Annotated in this window: 18 protein-coding genes; 3 read left to right on the top strand and 15 right to left on the bottom strand. The window is 67.5% G+C overall.

The window, feature by feature from the left end:
* Window positions 1-10: 10 nt before the first annotated feature.
* The 10 genes from ptsP to ACFQDH_RS07765 all read right to left on the bottom strand — a co-directional run bounded on the left by ptsP (window position 11) and on the right by ACFQDH_RS07765 (window position 10052).
* The gene (ptsP, locus tag ACFQDH_RS07810; RefSeq protein ID WP_382400077.1) at window positions 11-2473 is read right to left on the bottom strand and encodes a phosphoenolpyruvate--protein phosphotransferase; all 2463 of its coding nucleotides are present in this window, start codon (window positions 2471-2473) and stop codon (window positions 11-13) included.
* A 15-nt stretch (window positions 2474-2488) separates the two neighbouring features.
* Window positions 2489-3115 carry a dihydroxyacetone kinase subunit DhaL gene (gene dhaL / locus ACFQDH_RS07805; protein ID WP_382400075.1) on the bottom strand — a complete coding sequence of 209 codons (627 nt, stop codon included), beginning with the start codon at window positions 3113-3115 and terminating at the stop codon, window positions 2489-2491.
* Between the two features lie 2 nt (window positions 3116-3117).
* Window positions 3118-4119, bottom strand: coding sequence for a dihydroxyacetone kinase subunit DhaK (gene dhaK, locus ACFQDH_RS07800; protein WP_382400073.1), 1002 nt, complete (start codon window positions 4117-4119; stop codon window positions 3118-3120).
* Window positions 4120-4172: 53 nt separating this feature from the next.
* On the bottom strand, window positions 4173-5444 hold the full coding sequence (locus tag ACFQDH_RS07795) for a TerD family protein (protein WP_382400071.1): 1272 nt from the start codon (window positions 5442-5444) through the stop codon (window positions 4173-4175).
* A 49-nt stretch (window positions 5445-5493) separates the two neighbouring features.
* The gene (locus ACFQDH_RS07790; RefSeq protein ID WP_382400069.1) at window positions 5494-6447 is read right to left on the bottom strand and encodes a hypothetical protein; all 954 of its coding nucleotides are present in this window, start codon (window positions 6445-6447) and stop codon (window positions 5494-5496) included.
* Between the two features lie 13 nt (window positions 6448-6460).
* Entirely contained in the window at window positions 6461-6865 is a 405-nt protein-coding gene (locus tag ACFQDH_RS07785; RefSeq protein ID WP_382400067.1) for a DUF3151 domain-containing protein, read from the bottom strand.
* Window positions 6865-7887 carry a class II fructose-bisphosphate aldolase gene (gene fbaA, locus ACFQDH_RS07780; RefSeq protein WP_382400065.1) on the bottom strand — a complete coding sequence of 341 codons (1023 nt, stop codon included), beginning with the start codon at window positions 7885-7887 and terminating at the stop codon, window positions 6865-6867. Before fbaA ends, ACFQDH_RS07785 begins: the two co-directional genes overlap by 1 nt.
* 82 nt (window positions 7888-7969) lie before the next feature.
* On the bottom strand, window positions 7970-9343 hold the full coding sequence (locus tag ACFQDH_RS07775; RefSeq protein ID WP_382400063.1) for an RNA polymerase sigma factor: 1374 nt from the start codon (window positions 9341-9343) through the stop codon (window positions 7970-7972).
* Entirely contained in the window at window positions 9340-9693 is a 354-nt protein-coding gene (locus ACFQDH_RS07770; protein ID WP_382400061.1) for a YciI family protein, read from the bottom strand. Before ACFQDH_RS07770 ends, ACFQDH_RS07775 begins: the two co-directional genes overlap by 4 nt.
* Window positions 9690-10052 (bottom strand): YciI family protein, encoded by a 363-nt coding sequence (locus tag ACFQDH_RS07765; RefSeq protein ID WP_382400059.1) that lies wholly within the window; start codon window positions 10050-10052, stop codon window positions 9690-9692. Before ACFQDH_RS07765 ends, ACFQDH_RS07770 begins: the two co-directional genes overlap by 4 nt.
* Before the next feature lie 166 nt (window positions 10053-10218).
* Between ACFQDH_RS07765 and ACFQDH_RS07760 the strand changes: the two genes are divergently transcribed.
* Window positions 10219-10785 carry a dihydrofolate reductase family protein gene (locus tag ACFQDH_RS07760; RefSeq protein ID WP_382400057.1) on the top strand — a complete coding sequence of 189 codons (567 nt, stop codon included), beginning with the start codon at window positions 10219-10221 and terminating at the stop codon, window positions 10783-10785.
* A gap of 240 nt (window positions 10786-11025) precedes the next feature.
* On the opposite strand, the gene ACFQDH_RS07755 is transcribed toward ACFQDH_RS07760, so the two are convergent.
* Genes ACFQDH_RS07755 through ACFQDH_RS07745 form a run of 3 tightly spaced genes read right to left on the bottom strand, consistent with a single transcriptional unit; the run spans window position 11026 to window position 13076 of the window.
* Complete coding sequence (locus ACFQDH_RS07755) at window positions 11026-11460, bottom strand: SRPBCC family protein (RefSeq protein WP_382400055.1); 435 nt, start codon at window positions 11458-11460, stop codon at window positions 11026-11028.
* An 11-nt stretch (window positions 11461-11471) separates the two neighbouring features.
* Window positions 11472-12122 (bottom strand): TrmH family RNA methyltransferase, encoded by a 651-nt coding sequence (locus tag ACFQDH_RS07750; protein ID WP_382400053.1) that lies wholly within the window; start codon window positions 12120-12122, stop codon window positions 11472-11474.
* On the bottom strand, window positions 12123-13076 hold the full coding sequence (locus ACFQDH_RS07745; RefSeq protein WP_382400051.1) for a helix-turn-helix transcriptional regulator: 954 nt from the start codon (window positions 13074-13076) through the stop codon (window positions 12123-12125).
* A 96-nt stretch (window positions 13077-13172) separates the two neighbouring features.
* Here ACFQDH_RS07745 and ACFQDH_RS07740 point away from each other — a divergent pair, with 96 nt between their 5' ends.
* Complete coding sequence (locus ACFQDH_RS07740) at window positions 13173-13793, top strand: mycothiol transferase (RefSeq protein WP_382400049.1); 621 nt, start codon at window positions 13173-13175, stop codon at window positions 13791-13793.
* Between the two features lie 329 nt (window positions 13794-14122).
* Window positions 14123-14773, top strand: a complete 651-nt coding sequence (locus ACFQDH_RS07735; protein WP_382404830.1) for a DedA family protein — start codon at window positions 14123-14125, stop codon at window positions 14771-14773.
* Here the strand turns inward: ACFQDH_RS07735 and ACFQDH_RS07730 are convergent.
* Together ACFQDH_RS07730 and ACFQDH_RS07725 are read right to left on the bottom strand one after the other, a co-directional pair.
* Entirely contained in the window at window positions 14727-15971 is a 1245-nt protein-coding gene (locus ACFQDH_RS07730; protein WP_382400047.1) for an MFS transporter, read from the bottom strand. The genes ACFQDH_RS07735 and ACFQDH_RS07730 overlap by 47 nt on opposite strands.
* A gap of 406 nt (window positions 15972-16377) precedes the next feature.
* On the bottom strand, window positions 16378-17934 hold the full coding sequence (locus ACFQDH_RS07725; RefSeq protein ID WP_382400045.1) for a DUF2339 domain-containing protein: 1557 nt from the start codon (window positions 17932-17934) through the stop codon (window positions 16378-16380).
* Window positions 17935-18151: the final 217 nt, after the last annotated feature.

Raw genomic sequence — 18151 nt, 5'->3', positions numbered from 1 at the left:
GTGACCAAGGCTACCGGGGCGCGGCCAGCAACTCCCGGACGGCCCGCGCTGAAGACGCCGCGAGCGCGCGGTCCGCCAGCCGGCGTGCCGCCTCGGTGCTCGTATGACGAACGGCTTGCTTGACGCGCGGGATCGCCGGACCCACCACGCTCAGCTCCCGTATGCCGAGCCCGACCAGCAGCGGCACCGCCTCGACCTGACTGGCCAGGTCACCACAGACGGCAACTTCGACGCCGTCCGGAACGTCGGTGACGACTCGCCGAATCAGTTGCAGGACAGCAGGATCCAGCCCGTCGGCGAGTGCACTCACGCCGGCGTTCCCCCGGTCGGCAGCCAGCGTGTATTGCGTCAGGTCGTTGGTGCCGATGCTGACGAAGTCGAGCCCGGCGGCCAGCTGGGCGATGCGCAGCGCCGCGGCGGGCACCTCGACCATGATGCCGACCGCAAGGCTCACCTCGCCCACCTTCGCGCGCGCTGCGGCCAATCGATCGAGCGCCCAGTCGACCTCCTCGCGCGTCGTGACCATCGGGAACATCACGCGGACCGGTGTCTGTGCTGCGGCAGCGCAGACGGCCTCGAGCTGCTCGTCGAACGCCTCGGATGTATGACGGGACAACCTCAGCCCGCGCACGCCGAGCATCGGGTTGGCCTCCTGAGGACCGGGCAGGAACGGCAGCGGCTTGTCCCCGCCGACGTCCCAGGTGCGGATGGTGATCGGCTGCCGATGCAGTCCGTCCGCGATCGACAGGAAGCTGGCCTCTTGCTGTCCGGCAGCTGGCGCAGCCGCCTCCGCGCCGAAGAGGATCTCGGTGCGGACCAGTCCGGATCCTTCCGCGCCGGCCGCCCCAGCTGCGAGGGCATCGCCGATGCTGGTGATGTTGGCGCCGACCCGGACCCGGACGCCGTCACCCGTGACCGCCGGCTCGCTTGATCTGCGGTGGGCTTCCGCGGCATCGGCCACGCGGCGAGCGATGACGCCGCGCAGTCGCTCCGCGGACTCGGCATCCGGATCGACGACGAGAAGCCTTGTGGACGCGTCGAATCCGACCGCCATACCGTCTTCGACCTTCGATGCTTCGGCACCGCCATCGGTGTAGATCGGGATCCCGCGGGACCGGGCGACGATCACGCCGTGTCCCGTGTTGCCGCCACGAGTGGTCACGATGCCGGCGATCCGCCCCGCGTCGAGGCCGGATGCCGTGGCCGGGTCGAGCTCATCAACGACGACGATCGCGCCCTCGGGTGCCGAATCGCCCTGCGCGGCAAGTGCTTCGGGGCCCTCGACGAGGACACCGAGCAGCTGGCGCTCTATCGCTCGCACGTCCTGTGCACGCGCCTGCTGGTAGGGGTCGACGAGGGCTTCGAAGTCACCGGCAAGTCTGTGCAGCACCGTGCGCCAAGCAATCGGCGCCGGGTCGCCGTTCGCGATGTGATCTGTCACGGGCGTCACGACCGCCTCGTCGTCCAGCAGTGCGAGGTGTGCGTCCAGAATGTCCGCCGCGGCCGGGTCGGCATCCCGTTGCCTGCGTATGACGTCGGCGACCGCTGTCACAGCGGCATCCGATCTCTCGCGTTCGATGGAGGGCGAACCAGACTGGTATTCCTCGATATTCACACTCCTGCCCAGGAGGTATGCCGGGCCGAGCGCCGCGTCGAGTCCCGTGCCGGAGATTGGTGGTGCACCGGACGGTGCAGGCGGTTGCGTTGCCACTGCTGGGGTGTCCTCGAAGTTCCGTGCCGCCAGCTCGACCACGGCCTTCAGCGCTTCGTCGGCCTGTGGCCCGTCGGCGGCCACCCGAAGCCGGGCGCCGTGGCCGGCGTTCAGCGTGGCGACCTTGCTGAGGCTGGCGGCGGGCACCGGACCCGCACCGGTGTCGAGGTCGGTCAGCGTGACTTGAGCGTCATACGAACGAACGAGAGTCACCAGCCTCGCCGCGGGCCGAGCGTGCAGCCCGTGCGGGTCGGTCAAGGTGATTTCGCAGGAGATCCTTGAGGAGCTCGCGAGGGACGAGCGAGCGTCTCGAAAGGCCTCCTCCGAATCATCGTCGGAGCTATCAGGACCCGCATCCAGGTGCGCCCGCTTCGCGTCGAGCCCCTCCTCCGCATCACCCGCGACCTCGTCCAGGCTCGCACCGGACGCCGCGGAGACCACCGCTGGCACGATCCCCTCGACCAATGGCGCGGATGAGATCCGCACCCGCTCGGCAACCTCGGGATCGACCAGTTCACAAGCGAGTTCGGCGCTCAGCACAGAGCTGCCGATGTCGACCAGCACGAGCACACCGTCGCTCGACGCCGCGACCTGCTCGATCGCCGCCGCGACCGCGGTGGCGTCGGTGCCGAAGGTGGTCTCGTCGAGTCCAGCGGCGACAGCGAGCGCCGGAGCCTGATTGCCACCGACCATTTCCTTCGCCAGTGCCGCGACTGCGTCACCCAGCGCGCGACTGTGCGACACGACGACAATCCCGATCATGGTCGCCGTCTCAGCTCAGCCGAGCGTTGCTGCAGCGGTCTCGAGCAACAGCACCGTCGACGTGGCGCCTGGATCCTGATGGCCCGCACTGCGTTCGCCGAGGTAGCTGGCGCGTCCCTTGTGCGCGACGAGCGGTGTCGCCGCATCACGGCCTCGGGCACCGGCTTCCGCGGCCGCCCGCAGCGCGACGTCGAGGCCGTCGGCCTGCGCCGCGTCATACGCCTCCAACGCCGGCACCCACGCGTCGATCATCGTCTTGTCACCAACGGCCGCCTTGCCGCGCTGGACGATCCCGTCGACGCCGGCATGCAACGCGTCCCCGAGCGTCGCCGCATCGACCGGACCGTCACCGAGCTTGCCGCCGAACCGCAGGAAGAACGTGCCGTAGAGCGGGCCACTCGCACCGCCGACGGAGCTGACCAGCGTCATGCCGACCTTCTTGAAAAGCTCAGCGGCAGAAGCGAATTCGGCGCCGTCCAGGGCAGCGACGACGGCCGTCATACCGCGGTCCATGTTGCTGCCGTGGTCGGCATCGCCGATCGCTGAGTCGAGCTCGGTGAGTAGCCCCGCGTTCTCGTGTATGACGTCGGCATACCGCCGCATCCACGCGCTGAACTGCGCGGTCTCCACCACGTCGGCCATACCTACGCACCCCACCGCAGGCCGGGGGTGTTCACGGGCGCGTCCCACAAGCCGACGAGTTCGTCATCTGCCTTCACCAGCGTGACCGAGCAGCCGGCCATCTCCAGGGAAGTGATGTAGTTGCCGACCAGGCAGCGCGCGACCGTGATGCCGGCCTTTTCGAGCAGCGCGTGCACCTCGCCATACATGAGGTAGAGCTCGATCAACGGCGTGCCGCCCATGCCGTTGACCATCGCAATCACCGAATCCCCTGTGCTGTAAGGCAAATCCGTGAGAATCGGGTCGACCAACTGCTGCGCTGCCTCTGCTGCCGAAGCCATCGGCACGCGCTTGCGCCCTGGCTCCCCGTGGATCCCGATGCCCAGCTCCATCTCGTTGTCGGCGAGCTCGAAGGTCGGCTTACCGGCCGACGGCACCGTGCACGAGGTGAGCGCGAGGCCCATGCTTCGGCCGACCGAGTTGACCCGCGTCGCCAAGTCGGCCACCTCGTCCAGCGATCGGCCGCTCTCGGCTGCGGCTCCGACCAGCTTTTCCAGCAGGACGGTTGTGCCGACGCCGCGGCGACCCGCGGTGTAGAGGCTGTCCTGCACGGCCACGTCGTCGTCCACGACGACCGAGCGCACCTGGACATCACCGTCGGCCGCCAGCTCGGCGGCCATCTCGAAATTCATGACGTCGCCGGTGTAGTTCTTCACGATGTGCAGCACCCCGGCGCCGCCGTCGACACCGGTCGTCGCGGCCAGCATCTGGTCGGGCACCGGGGAGGTGAAGACCTCGCCACAGCAGGCCGCGTCGAGCATGCCCATCCCGACATACCCGCCATGCATCGGCTCGTGCCCGGAGCCACCGCCGGAGATCACGCCCACCTTGCCCGAGCGCGGTGCGTCCTTGCGGAAGATCACCTTGTGCTCGTGATCAACCCGCAACCGGTCGCCGTGAGCGACCTCCATCCCGAGCAGCGCTTGCGAGACAACATCCGCCGGGTCGTTGATCAGCTTTTTCATCTCTTCATCGGACCACTCTTCGCCGTGCGCGACAAGCAGTTCCGGAAGTATGGTCACGGAGCCAGCGCGTGCACCTCGCCGGGCTTGACGAGCTTCTTGACGGTTCGCCCGTCGTGGAAGTCGCCGATCGCACGCATCTGCCACGCCTGCGGGCCGGTGCGCCGCATCGCCGCCATCAGCACACCGGTTGCCGGCTGCGAGTCCGACAGGTCGAAACGGACCAGCTCCTGGCCGGTCGCGTCGTCGACCAGTCGGCAGAACGCGCGCCGTATGTCGGTGAACTTCTGGCCGCTGAACGAGTTGATGGTGAAGACAAGCGTCACCACCTGCGGCGGCATCGCGAGCAGATCGACCTTGATCTGCTCGTCGTCGCCCTCCCCTGCACCGGTCAGATTGTCTCCGGTGTGCAGAATCGCTCCGCCGAATTCCTTCTTGTGCATGAACCAGACGACTTCCAGCTTCTTCCCGGAGCCGTCATACGCGATCACCGACGCATCGAGATCGATGTTTCCTTTGCCGGGCGCCGGGTCCCAGCCCAGGCCCATCGTGACCCTCGCCAGCGGAGGTGCGCCGGTCTTGGTGAGGTCGACCCGGGCGCTCTTGGTCAGGTTGACGCGACCCTTGTCGAGGTTCACGACACCCACCGCACCCTGCTGCGGCATCGGCGGCTGGTTCGGCGGTGGCGGTTGGACCGGCGGAGCCGGCTGCGGCGGCTGGACCGGCGGCGGCGGCTGGTTCGGCGGGGGCGGTTGGTTCGGTGGCGCCGGCTGCGTCGGCGGAGCGGGAGGCGCAACAGCCGGCGGCTCCGGATCGCCTTCCACCGAGATCCCGAAATCGGTTGCCAGCCCTGCAAGCCCGGAGCTGTAACCCTGGCCGATGGCACGCAGCTTCCATTGCCCGTTCCGCTGGTAGAGCTCGCCGCTGACGAACGCCGTCTCGTTCTCTGCAGCCATCGCGAAGGTCGCCAGCTCGGCGCCGGTCGCTGCATCCGTCGCGACCAGGCGCAGGTCGGGCACCTGCCCGAACGCACCGCCGTCCGCGGAGGCGGCAAGCACGACCTTCGCCACGGCCGGCGACAGCTGCGTCAGGTCGATCTCCAGCGCATCGGCGCCGGGCTGCTTGCCCAGGTGCCGCACCGCGCCATTCGGGTGGTTCGGCTGGTTGTAGAAGATGAAGTCGTCGTCCGAGGAAACCTTGCCGCTCTCCTGCAGCAACAGTGCGGAGGCGTCCACATCGGGTACGCCTGGCCCGGTGCTCCAATGCAGGGTGAACCGGACCTGGCCGGCATTCAGCGGTGTGTTGGAGCCCTTGGTCAGCTGGGTCATTCCGCCATCCTCACATGCGACCAGGTCTGTTAACAGCGGTACGACACGGTCAGGACTTGTGTCGTCGCTCCGCGATCCGCAACGCCAACTGGAACCGGGTGCTGACGTCATGCTCGCTCATCATCGCCGCGATCCGCCGCCGGACGGTGCGCAACGAGACGCCCATCGCACGGGCGATCGCCTCGTCGGTCAGCCCCTGCTGCATCCAGTCGACCAACGCACCGCCCGACGAGTCATCGGTGTGCTCGGCGGGTGAGGCTGCGGCCCACAAGCGATCGAAGAGCGCGACGAACGCTGCCACAACCATCGGATCGCGCAGCAGCACGTAGTCGCCACCGCCACGGCCCCACTCGGTCGTCCCGATCGCGACCTCCTCGCCGAAGACCACGAACTCCGACGGCAACGAACCGGCGATGCGTTGCTGCTCTCCCAGCTCCGCCCAGGCAGCCAACCCATCGGCGTGCTCGTGAAGCGCGTCGGGCAGGTACAGAGTGCGCTGCTCCCGGCCTGCGCCGAGTTGCTGCCGCACCGTCGGGTGATCGTCCAGCGCGCGGGGAGCACCCGCGATCGCCTGTCGTATGACGCCAACGGTCGACGCCACCAGGTGCTCGTGCACCGAGGTGAGGACCGCCTGGTCGACGCGTTCGCGCAGCGGCTGGTCAGAGGTCGAAAGCTCTTGTCCGACACGGTGATCCGTAACGAAGCTGTCGATCGCGTCACGTACCCGCGCGAGGTCCTGGCGTCGAGTTGCGAGCCTGGCTTCCTCCGCGCTGACAACCCGCTCCAGAGAAGCCCGCGGGTGATCCGCGACGACCTCGCCGAGGTCGGTGAGCCGGACCAGCCGCCTGGCGCGCAACTGCTCGATGGCGTGCTCGGCCTCGTAATCGGTCCAGCCGAGCTGCGCGACGTGCGAAGCCAAAGTCAGGCCGGGCGTGCGCAGCACGTGCCGGTAGAGCTCCTCACCCTGGGAGCCAACACCGAGCACGCCCAATCGACCATCCATGGTGGCGCCTGCGTCAGAGACCGAGCTCGCGCGCCGCGGTCGCTGACGAGTCGCGCAGGAAGTCGGCGCAACGACGCTGCTCGTCGGACTCGCCGATCTCACCGGCGGCCTTGGACAGAGCACCGAGTGCGCGCAGGAATCCACGGTTCGGCTCGTGCTCCCACGGCACCGGCCCCTGGCCGCGCCAGCCCGACTTACGCAACGAGTCCAGCCCGCGGTGATAGCCGGTCCGGGCGAACGCATAGCTCTCGATCACGTCCCCGTCGGCCATCGCGTCTTCGGCGAGAGTCGCCCAGGCCAGCGAAGAACTCGGGTAGGAACGCGCGACATCCCGCGGGTCGACGCCCTGCTCGAGCGGCGAACTCGCAGCATCCACAGGCAGTTTCGTCTCGGGTATGCCGAGCAGGTTCTCCGTCATCAGTGCTTCCCCGCCGATCCCAGGTTCTGGCAGGCCTCGACGACCCGGGCCGACATACCCGTCTCGCCCGCCTTGCCCCAGGCACGCGGGTCGTACTGCTTCTTGTCGCCGACCTCGCCGTCGATCTTCAGCACGCCCTCGTAGTTGCCGATCATCCAGCCGGCGATCGGTCGGGTGAAGGCGTATTGGGTATCGGTGTCGACGTTCATCTTCACCACGCCGTAGGAGACCGCTTCGGCGATGTCCTTGGGGTCGGAACCGGAGCCGCCGTGGAAGACCAGGTGGAAGGGTTTGTCGTCGGCCGTCTTGAACTCCTTGTGGACGGCGGCCTGCGCTTTCTTCAGCACCTCGGGTCGCAGCTTGACGTTGCCGGGCTTGTAGACGCCGTGGACGTTGCCGAAGGTCAGCGCGGTCATGTAGTAGCCCTGCTCCCCCGTGCCGAGCGCGCGCGCAGTGGCGATGGCGTCCTCGGGAGTGGAGTAGAGCTTGTCGTCGATCTTGCCCTCGACGCCGTCCTCCTCCCCGCCGACGACACCGACCTCGACCTCCAGGATGATCTTGGCGGCCTTGCACTTGCCGAGCAATTCCTCTGCGATCTGGAGGTTTTCGTGCAACTCGACCGCCGAGCCATCCCACATGTGCGACTGGAAGTAAGGCAGCCCGCCCTGCTTCACCCGCTCGGTCGATGCCTCGAGCAGCGGGCGAACGAAGCCGTCCAACTTGTCCTTTGGGCAGTGGTCGGTGTGCAGCGCGATGTTGACGTCATACGCCTTGGCGACCTCGTGCGCGAAGGCGCTCATAGCGAGCGCACCGGTCACCATGTTCTTCACGCCCTGGCCGGAGAAATACTCCGCGCCACCGGTGGAGACCTGGATGATGCCGTCGCTGCCGGCGTCGGCGAACCCCTTGATCGCGGCGTTCAGGGTCTGGCTGCTGGAGACGTTGATGGCCGGGTAGGCGAAGCCACCCTTTTTGGCCCGATCGAGCATCTCGGCGTACTTCTCAGGGGTCGCGATCGGCATGGAGGCCCTCCTGCAGGCGTCGGCGAAGATTAGTCGGCACCCATCCAACCACCCGAGCCGCCCGCGGTGGAGAGCCTGTTCCTCAACTGGTGGGCAGCGCTTCGCGTCGGGACCGCAGTTGCTCGCGCTCTCGCTCGTTCGCACAGCGCTCGATCGCGACGTCGAATGCCGCCCCTGCCTCGGTATGCCGCCCGGCCCGCGCCAGGAGTTCGGCCCGCACCGCGGGTAGTCGGTGCGAATTCGGCAACGCCTCGTCCAGTCCGTCGAGCAACTGCAGAGCGGCGTCCAGATCACCTGCTTCGGCCACGGCGACCGCCCGATTCAGCCGGACCACCGGCGACCCGGTCAACTGCTCCAGCTGCCGGTAGTAGTCGGCGATCGCCAGCCAGTCGGTGTCCTGCGGCCGTGCCGCGCGCGCATGCTCGGCGGCGATGAGCGCCTGCAACACGTACTCCGCCGCGAGCGCACTCTCCATTGCAACACCCGAACCCAAAGCGGATTGAGTAGTGGAGGAGCGGAGCGGGGGAACGTATCGAAATCCAGCCGTGAGGTCGCTCAGCAGCGCCATACCCGCGTCGATCTCCTTGCGATGCCACGCTTTTCGATCCTGCTCCGGCAGAAGGACGAGCGATCCGTCCGCCGCAACCCGGGCATCTCGACGCGCGTGTTGCAGCAGCATGAGCGCGAGTAGCGCTTGCAACGCGGGGCTCTCCGCAGCAGCGTGTCCGGTTGCCCGCACCAGTTGCACGAGTCGGATGGCCTCCCCCGACAGTTCGGCACGCAGCACGTCTTCCCCGCTACCGGGCGCATAACCCGCCGTGAACGCCAGATACGCAACGCGGGCAACGGTTTCCAGTCGCTGCGGCAACACCTCGTCATCGGGTATGGCGAGGGGTACCCCCGCCGCCACGACCTTCTTGCGAGCGCGCGTGAGCCGGGCCGCCATCGTCGGCTCGGGCACCAGGAACAACCGTGCGATGTCCGCGGTGGAGACGCCCAGCACGAGCCGCAGCGTCAAGGCGGCCCCAGCTTCCTCACTCAGCGCCGGGTGCGCGGCCAGCAGAACCAACCGCAACAGATCGTCCGAGTCTTCGGGTCGAGTGCCGGAGCCTGCGGATTGAGTAGGCGGGAGGAGCGAAGCGGGGGACGCCGTATCGAAACCAGCATCCCCGAGCTCCTGCACCTGCCGCTTCTCTTCCTCCACCGCCAACAACGGCTGTTTCCGGGCCGCAACGGCCTCGGCCCGCAACCGGTCCAGCACCCGCCGCTTCGCCGCGGTCATCAACCAGGCCGGCGGGTTGTCCGGCATACCGGACTCGGGCCAGACACGGGCAGCCCGCTCGAACGCGTCGGCCAGTGCATCCTCGGCAAGGTCCAGCCGACGCGTCTGCGCGACGAGCAGGGCCAGCAACCGGCCCCACTCGTCGCGCCATACGTCGGCGAGTGGGTCCGTCACCCGTCCATGCCCTCGATCTGGACGCACGGCCGAATCTCCAAGGAGTAGATCTCCGGCAACAACGTGCACCACTTGACTACCTGATCGAGGTTGGCGGCCTCGATCAGGTAGAAGCCGCTGATCTGCTCCGCCGTCTCCGCAAACGGCCCGTCGGTCATTTCCACAGTGCCGGTGCGCCGGCGAACCGTCGTCGCCGTGCTGGCACCGTCCAGTGCCTCGCCGGCGAGGATCGCGGCGCCGACCTCACGACCGAACGTGACGTGATCCTGGTGCCAACGCTCACGATCCGACGGTTCGGCGTTGTTCCACTCATCGGCCGTGCCCGCGATGAGGACCAGATATTTCGTCATGACGCACGCTCCGCAGGATCCACACAGCGGCGCAGCTCGACGCCATCGCCGAGGGCGGTGATGATCTTGCAGCAGTCGAGCACGTCGTCGACATTCTCGGTCTCGACCGTGAAGAAGCCGCCGAGCTGTTCGGCCGACTCGGCGAACGGTCCGTCCGTCACCGTCTGGGACCCCGGGGAGATGTGCCTCGCCTCGGTCGTCGCGTGCAGCTCCGCACCGCCGGTGATCTTGTGTCCCCGTGCGACCAATTCCTGTGAGAACCGGCCGTATTCGGCATACCCGTGCTTGCGTTCCTCGTCGGACATCTTCGTCCACCAGCGGTCGGCATCGCCTACGAGGACAATCATGTATTCGGTCATGGTTGGTTCCCTTTCGAACTCGCGTCCTTCACATCCTCTGACACGACCATGACGGGTGTGGCGAACCCGAATCGACAACTCCGCCGAAACTTTCCGGCATTCGCCGATGAGTTCGGTGCTCGCGCGTGGTCATCATCTACACAACCGACACTTGAAGGGATCCCCCATGGGCAAGCTCGTTCTCTACTCCATCTGTTCGCTCGACGGTGCGGTCGACGACCCGAACCGCCTGTTCCCGCCGAACACCACCGAGCCGGCGCCACCGGAGTTCGACGACGAGATGGAGGAGCCGTTCCGGCGGCTCATCGGCAGCCAGACGGCTGTCCTCCTCGGCCGCGGCATGTATGACGAGTGGGCGCGCTTCTGGCCCACGTCGAAGGACCTCTTCGCGGACTTCATCAACAACGTGCGCAAATACATCGTGACCTCGAGGCCACTCGACCGCGACTGGACGAACGCTGAGCCGGTCTCCGGCCCACTCGCCGAGATCGTGGCGTCGGTGAAGTCGAGCACCACCGGCGACGTCGGGGTGCACGGCAGCATCACGCTGGCCCAGGCACTGCTCGCCGAAGGCCTGGTCGACGAGTTGCAGCTGACCGTCGCGCCCATCCTCGATCCGGTCGGGCGACGCCTGACCGAACGCGTCACCGACCTGACGCCGCTCACTTTGACGGATTCACTCGTCGCCCCGAGCGGCGCAATGTGGCTGACCTACCAAGTCACTTCACGCTGACATCTCTCGAGGTGGCTGAGGAGGTCGTGAGGAACGAGCCCGTCTCAAGGTGGCCGAGGAGGTCGTGAGGAACGAGCCCGCCTCAAGGTGGCCGAGGAGGTCGTGAGGTACGAGCGAGCCTCAAGGTGGCCGAGGAGGTCGTGAGGTACGAGCGACCGTCTCGAGGTCCCGCGCCTCGCACGCTTGCTGCTCTGCTGGATGAACAGCGGGAGCACGGCATACCGGAGACACCCGTCGAGATCAGCGGCTTCTGACGCCTGCCGGCCAACGCGATTCGACGCAAGCCTTCAGCCGAGCGAGGTCCTCGCCGACGGTTTGCAGGTCACGCTCGAACCCTTCGTCGGTCAGCTCGATCTGCCGCACGGTGAAAATCACTTCCGCACCGTCCGGGTGCGCGATGACGCGGACCGGGTTGTTGACCGTCGTCCCCGACGGCAGCGTCACGTCGTGGTCGAGCACACCGAAATCGTTGACCGCAACGAACCGGACGGTGACGCCGCCCATCGGCGAATCGACTACGAGGTGGTCGTCATGTATGGCGACCGAGCTGTTCGCCAGGCCGGCTGCCCACTGCGGCAAGTTGTGGACGTCAGAAGCGAACGCGTAGACGACGTCCGGGTCGACATGGATGACCTGACTGAGGTGGCGGCTGGCGACGTCGGCATCGGTGCTCATGCAGACCGACACTAACCACCAACGCCGAAGTCGTGTACGTGCCGCAACACCCACACATGCATCGCAATGGCAGCCGCCGCACCGGCATTGATCGAACGCGTCGAGCCGAACTGCTCAATGTGCAGCACGTCGACGCACGCCTCTTGCGCCTCCGGCGAGAGACCCGGCCCTTCCTGCCCGAAAACCAGCACGCAGCGCTTCGGCAGGTCGTAGGTCTCGATCGGCTTGCTGCCCGGGAGGTTGTCGATGCCGATCAGCGGCAGCCCTTCGGTCTCCGCCCACCGGACCAGGTCGGCCACGTCGGGGTGATGGAATTCGTGCTGATACCGATCGGTCACCATTGCGCCGCGACGGTTCCACCGACGTTTACCGACGATGTGAAAAGCCTTGGCACCCATGGCGTTTGCGGTCCGGATCACCGAACCGATGTTGAAGTCGTGACCCCAGTTCTCCACCGCGACGTGGAAGTCGTGCCGGCGTGTGTCCAGGTCGGCGACGATCGCCTCGTGCGTCCAGTAGCGATAGCGGTCCTCGACGTTGCGCCGGTCCCCGTCCGCGAGGAGCGACGGGTCGAACCGCGGATCCGATGAGCCATCGGGGAGCGTCGGCCACTCGCCCTCAAACGGCCCGACACCGACCTCTTGCTCGTCATCCACGGTCACTCAGCCAACCGCATGCCCTGCCAGCTGCGCCGTGCGGGTCGCCAGTCGCCCGTATGCCGTCACCAGTTCGTCGTTGTCCAGCACCTCGAAATCCGTTGGTAACCGGAGCAACCACCACGCCATCGCGTCCAGGCTGTGTGCGCCGACCCGCAGGTCGCAGTGCCCGTCGTCGACCGCGGTCAGCGTGCCCCAGCGGGCGACATACTCATCGACCTCCCCGACCGCACAATGCAACCGCACGGTCGCTTCCTGCTCCCACCCGGAGTGCACCGAGCGCCGGATGTACTCCTCGGCATCGGGTGCCTCGCGCGGCGTGAAACCGAACGTCGACGCACGCACCTCCGTCATCCGATCAAGCCGGAACGAGCGCCAGTCGTCACGGTCCAGGTCGAAAGCCATGAGATACCAACGCCTTCCGGTCGCGATCAACCGGTAGGGCTCCACCCGCCGGTATGACGCGGCGCCATCACGGGCCGTGTAGTCGAACCGTGCCTGGTGATGCTCGCGCACCGCCCGCGCCAGCGCCAGCAGGGAATCGGCGTCGACGGTCGTGCCCTGATAGTCGACCGAGATCGTTGCTTCTTGGACCGCAGCAACATGCGCTCGTATGGCGGCCGGCATCACCTGGTCCAGCTTCGCCATCGTGCGCAACGCCGCCTCCCCCACGCCGGCAACCGTCCCACCGGCAGCGAGTCGCAGGCAGACCGCAACGGCGACCGCCTCCTCCTGGTCCAGCAGCAGCGGTGGCAGCGCCCGGCCGGCGCCCAGTTGGTAGCCACCGCCGGTCCCCCGGCTGGACTGCACCGGGTAGCCGAGCTCGCGCAGGCGGTCGACGTCGCGGCGGACCGAGCGGGTGGTCACCGCGAGTCGCTCGGCGAGTTCCTCACCGGTCCACACTGCCTGCGCCTGGAGCAGGCCGAGCAGTTGCAGCAGTCGTGCAGTCGTCGTTGCCATGGATCCATCATCGACGCTCAGAGGACCGAATCTGTCCGCAAGCTCCGAGATCCTTGCTACACACCACCGCACCACAGCCACGAAGGGACCGATGAGATGCCTGCTCACGCACCGCAGACCGACCACGAGGGCGAGTTGTTCGCCGGATACATCAACCAGCAGCTGTTGGGCCTGAAGTCCGCGGCCCACGGGCTGACCGACGAGCAGCTTCGGCAGACTCCGACCGTGTCGGCGCTGAGCATCGGGGCCCTCGTCAAGCACGGCAACCGATGCGCGGCGTCCTGGCTGGACCGCGCCGCGGCAGCACCGGGAGTCTGGCCACCGGTCGACGACTCCACTCCGGACGAGGACCGGATCAAGGAGCACTACGGCGAATTCGAGCTCACCGCCGACGACACCGGCGACCGGCTGCGCACGAACCTGGATGCCCTGATCGAGCGGGTGACCCGTGAAGTGCCGTCATACAACTTGGGCGAGCGGGTGCCCGTGCCCACGGATGCACCGTGGTGGCCGAAGGACGTCGAGTCGTGGACGATCCGCTGGACCCTGCTGCACACGATCGAGGAGATCGCCCGGCACGCCGGCCACGCGGACATCATCCGCGAATCCATCGACGGCGCAACGATGTACGAGCTGATGGGCTCCGTCGAGGGCTGGCCGGCCAGCGACTGGTTCACACCGTGGAGCCCGAAGGACCCTGCCACCACCGTCGTATGACGCACTGAGGCCCCGCCATCTCATACATGGCAGGGCCGCGCCATCAGTGAACAAGGTCGACGCGGCGTGTCCGTGGCGACACGCCGTATGCGGAAAGAATTCTGCGCCAACACCTTGCGCCGGGAAGTCGCAGCACGGTAGAAATATCGAACCGAACCGCTTCGGCGGAACGGTTTCCGAATCGCTTCGGCGGCTCGGAACGAAGGCCCCGGAAACTCATACTTCCCGGGGCCTTCACCTATGTCGAGGGTGGACACCGCGGCCCTTCGCCCGCACCCACTCCGCTCTAAGCGTCCCCTCAGCAGAGCTCACGTACGCTTGCCCGCGTGATGCACTCCCTCGGCCCGAGCTTCATGGACCCCACCTACCTCCTCGACCAATTCGGGGGAGCCTTCTTCGTCATTGCACTGCTGATCGTCTTCATCGAGTGCGGCGTGCTCTTCCCGATCCTGCCGGGCGACTCGCTGCTGTTTGCGATCGGCCTCTTCAGCTCGAGCGCGAAGTATGCCTTCCATGTACCGCTCTACGTCTCGGTGCCACTGCTGATGATCGTTGCCTTCGCCGGCAACGTCACCGGTTATGAGATCGGCCGCGCGGTCGGCAAGCCGATCTACGAGCGCGACGGACGGATCCTCCGGAAGGAGTACTTCGAGAAGACGAACGCCTTCTTCGACAAGCACGGCAACAAGGCGCTGGTCATCGGGCGTTTCGTGCCGATCGTACGAACCTTCATCACCCTGGTCGCGGGCGCCGGCCGGATGGACCGCAAGCGCTTCTTCACCTGGAGCGCCGTCGGAGCCGTCCTGTGGGTCGCGATCGTCGTCGGCGCGGGAGTCGTGTTGGGCAAGACCTTCCCGGGCCTCGGCGACAAGATCGACGTCGCGATCATGTTCGTCGTGATCCTCTCGGTGATCCCGATGGCCTACGAATACCTCAAGCACCGTCGCCAGAAGTCGGCTGCAGCGACCGCCGGCGAGTAACTCTTTCGCCACTTGCGCGCGCGAGCACCCGCGGCGCGGCGACAAGCACGACTACGAAGGCAGCGGCACCGGCCACCACGAAGGTCGGGCGCGCCCCGACGGCCGCGCCGATCCCGCCGACCACCACGAGCGAGACGATGCTCGCAGCCTGCAGGACTCCGTTCACCGCAGAACTCACCCGCCCTCGGAACTCCTCGGGCGTGCGCAGGATGAACAATGCGCCGAAGCACGAGCTCATGACCGCGGCCGCCAGTCCGATGCCGAGCACCATCACCAGGAACAACCAGAACCACGGCGTCATACCGCAGATCACAACACAGACCGCAAGCATCAGGAAGCTCCCGAGAACTGCCCGCACGCGACCGTCGTCGGACGCGATCCGCCCCGCGAGCACCGCACCCGGTATGGCGCCCGCGACCATCACCAGGTCGGCGAAGCCGTACCACTGAGCCGACATCCCGAGGTCGTCGCGCACGAGAAAGACCTCGACAACGTTGGTACCCACCAGGATTCCGACGAACGGAATCGAGGCGACGAACAGCGGCCAGACGATGTGATCCGCGCGGAGCACCCGCAGCCCGTCTCGCCAGTCGGCGTGGGTGAGCGACTGGACCAGCGCACCACCCCGCCGAGTCCGCACCGTGTATGCCGCCACTGCCAGCGCCGCAAACGTCGCCGCATCGACGAGGACGGCGAGTCGCATTCCGGCGACGCCATACGCAAGGCCGCCGAGAGCTGCGCCGACCGGTACCAGCGTTTGAGCAAGCCCTTGGTTCAGCGCAACGAGGCGACCGACCTCGTCCTCGCCGACAAGACGCGGCGTCAGACCCGACCAGGTCGGCGAGATCACCGCCTGCGCGGTCTGCAACACCGCCACGAGTAGATAGATCGCGAACAACGAGGGATCGGTCGCCAGCACGACACACGCGATCGACTGGACCACCAACGCACTCACGAGGATCATCCGCGAATCGTGCGAGTCGGCGATCCGCCCGGCCACCCCGATCAACGCCACCAGCGGCATCGCCTCAATCACCATCAGCCCGGTGACCGCGAGCGCGCCATACCCGCCGTCGTGCAGGTGGAGCAACAGGACGACGGTCAGCATCCCGTCGCCGATCAGCGACAGCGCTCGACCCGGAACGACGATTCGTACATCGCGGTGCCGCCATACAGATTCGTGAAGCTGTCCTTTCATAGATATGAAGCTACTGCTTCATATCCACCAGCGCCACCACCGGCTGCGGTCTTTCGCCATCGTCGGCCTGCAGATGGTGCGGTCCGCTCTGCGCACGATTGGCAGGGCCGGGAGTACCGCCGGAACCGCGCCGGGCCACCGGCCTGCAAGAGGTGCGGCATGGCGCACCTCTTGCTGGCCCCAAACCACAGTGGCCCCGGCCAACCACTCCGGGCCTTCACACCGTGCGCGATCACACCCGCACCATCTGCAGGACCCGGGCACACGAACACCACTCCGCCGCGCGTCCACTGCTACCCCTCACCACCACTCCGCCGCGCCACTACTAACGCGCACCAAAGCGGCCCGACCCTTCATCCGGAAGGTCGGACCGCTTCAGCCCGCGAGTGCGGATACCGCAGCGTTATCAGTGCATCGCGACGGGAGCCGGCGGCTGCGGTTGGTTGTGGACGTCGCCCTTGCCCGGGCCGCCGCGCATCCGGGCGTACGCCTGGGCGTAGCGGGATCCGGCGAAGAGAAGCACCAGTCCGACGACGATGAACGCCGCCGCCCGCGTCGCCCCGCCGAGCGTCGACAGGTCGAAGAGGAACAACTTGGCGATGCCACAGCCGGTGAGCAACAGCCCGGCGCCCAACGCTGCGGCGCCATACCGCGGAAGGTGAATGCCGAGGCCCATCAGGAACATCGCGACCGACACCCACAGGACCGTCACGCCCAGGTGGGCGGTGTGGAAGCCGGCCGTCCCGGCGACCGAGGAACCGAACGAGACGGACGCGGCCGTTGCGCCATACAACCCGACGACACCGGCGCCCGTCGCGGCGATAGTAGGTCGCACCCGCAGTGCCGACCCCATCAGCGCCTGGGCCGCGAGCACCGCCCAGGCCCCGAGCAGGATGCCGCCGACCATCGTGGCGAAGGACAAGTCGGCGTCGGCGCGACCGGAGAAGGAGAGCGCCGCCGGGTTGGCGAAGCAGGTGTATGCCGCACCGCCGACGACACCGAAGGCCAGCCCGAAGACGGTGGTGACGATCGACTTCGAGGAGGTCGCGATGGCGGTGACCAGCAGGCCGGGCAGCAGCACCAGGACGGGCAACCAGGAGCCGTGTGTGAAGACGAACGCGGACTCGATGGCGAGGCAGCCCGCGACACCGCCGAGGGCGATCCGGCGAACAGTGCCCAGTTGCGGGACAGCGAACGCGACCGCGGCCAGCGCCGCAGCGGCAGCACCGCCGGTCAGGATCGCGACGGGACGGTCGAGATGGTTGAGCTGCGCGGCGATCGGCAGCATGGCCGTCACGAAAGTGGCGGTGTGCAGTTCGTCGTCCTTGCCGATCGAGACGACCAATGACAGGACACCGAGCGCGGCGATGGTGAGTGCCGCGGGCAGGGACGAGACCGTGTGGAAGTCGGTGATGTAGACCAGCGCCACACCGGCCGCAGGGAGGGTCCGGACGAAACCGAGGTAGCACCAGCCGCGCAGTCGTTCGGGCCAGATGCCGGCAGCCTGCAGGATCACCAGGAACCACACGAGTCCGATGGTCACGCCATCGGTGAGCACCGGCGCGAGCGCCGCAACAGCAACGGTGACCGCGACGGCGAGCAGTTCGGAACGCCAGCGGACGGCGAGTGCGCCGGCCGCACCGGCGATGGCACCGGCGAGCGCAAGGCCTCCGAGCGCCGGGATCCATTCGTAGAAGCTGGTCATGGCGACCGTGACGATGAACAGGCCCGCGATGCCGGTGCCGGCGAGCGCGGTGCCGCCGATGCTGCCGCCCGGTCGTCCGTGCACCCGCAGCGCCGCAGCGATGAGCGCGACCGACAGCGCAGCGCCGCCGCCGACCCGTACTTGCGGGTTGAGCAGGCCGGCGCGAGCCGCGATCACCAGCAGCATGACGACGCCGATGAGTGTGATGGCGCCACCAGCGAGGACGAGCAGCTTGCTGACGACTCCTCGCGCTGCCACCACGGTGCCTTGCGCGGCTTCATCACCGGCGGTCGCACGGGGTATGGCGGCAGACCGGGTCCCGCGCCACCCTGTTGGTAGGGGGACGCGGGACCGGCGAACGGGTTGGCGGGCGCGGGGCCCGGCCGACCGGGGAACTGGTTGGCCAGGGGCATGCCCGGCCCATTGGGACCTGGATTCTGCGGTGTCGTATTCATGCCCTCAAGGCTGGCTTCGC

Source organism: Flexivirga alba, from assembly GCF_042661025.1.
Lineage (GTDB): Bacteria > Actinomycetota > Actinomycetes > Actinomycetales > Dermatophilaceae > Flexivirga > Flexivirga alba.
The sequence above is the reverse complement of the archived record's forward strand: the minus strand, read 5'-3'. Positions and strand labels throughout refer to the sequence as shown.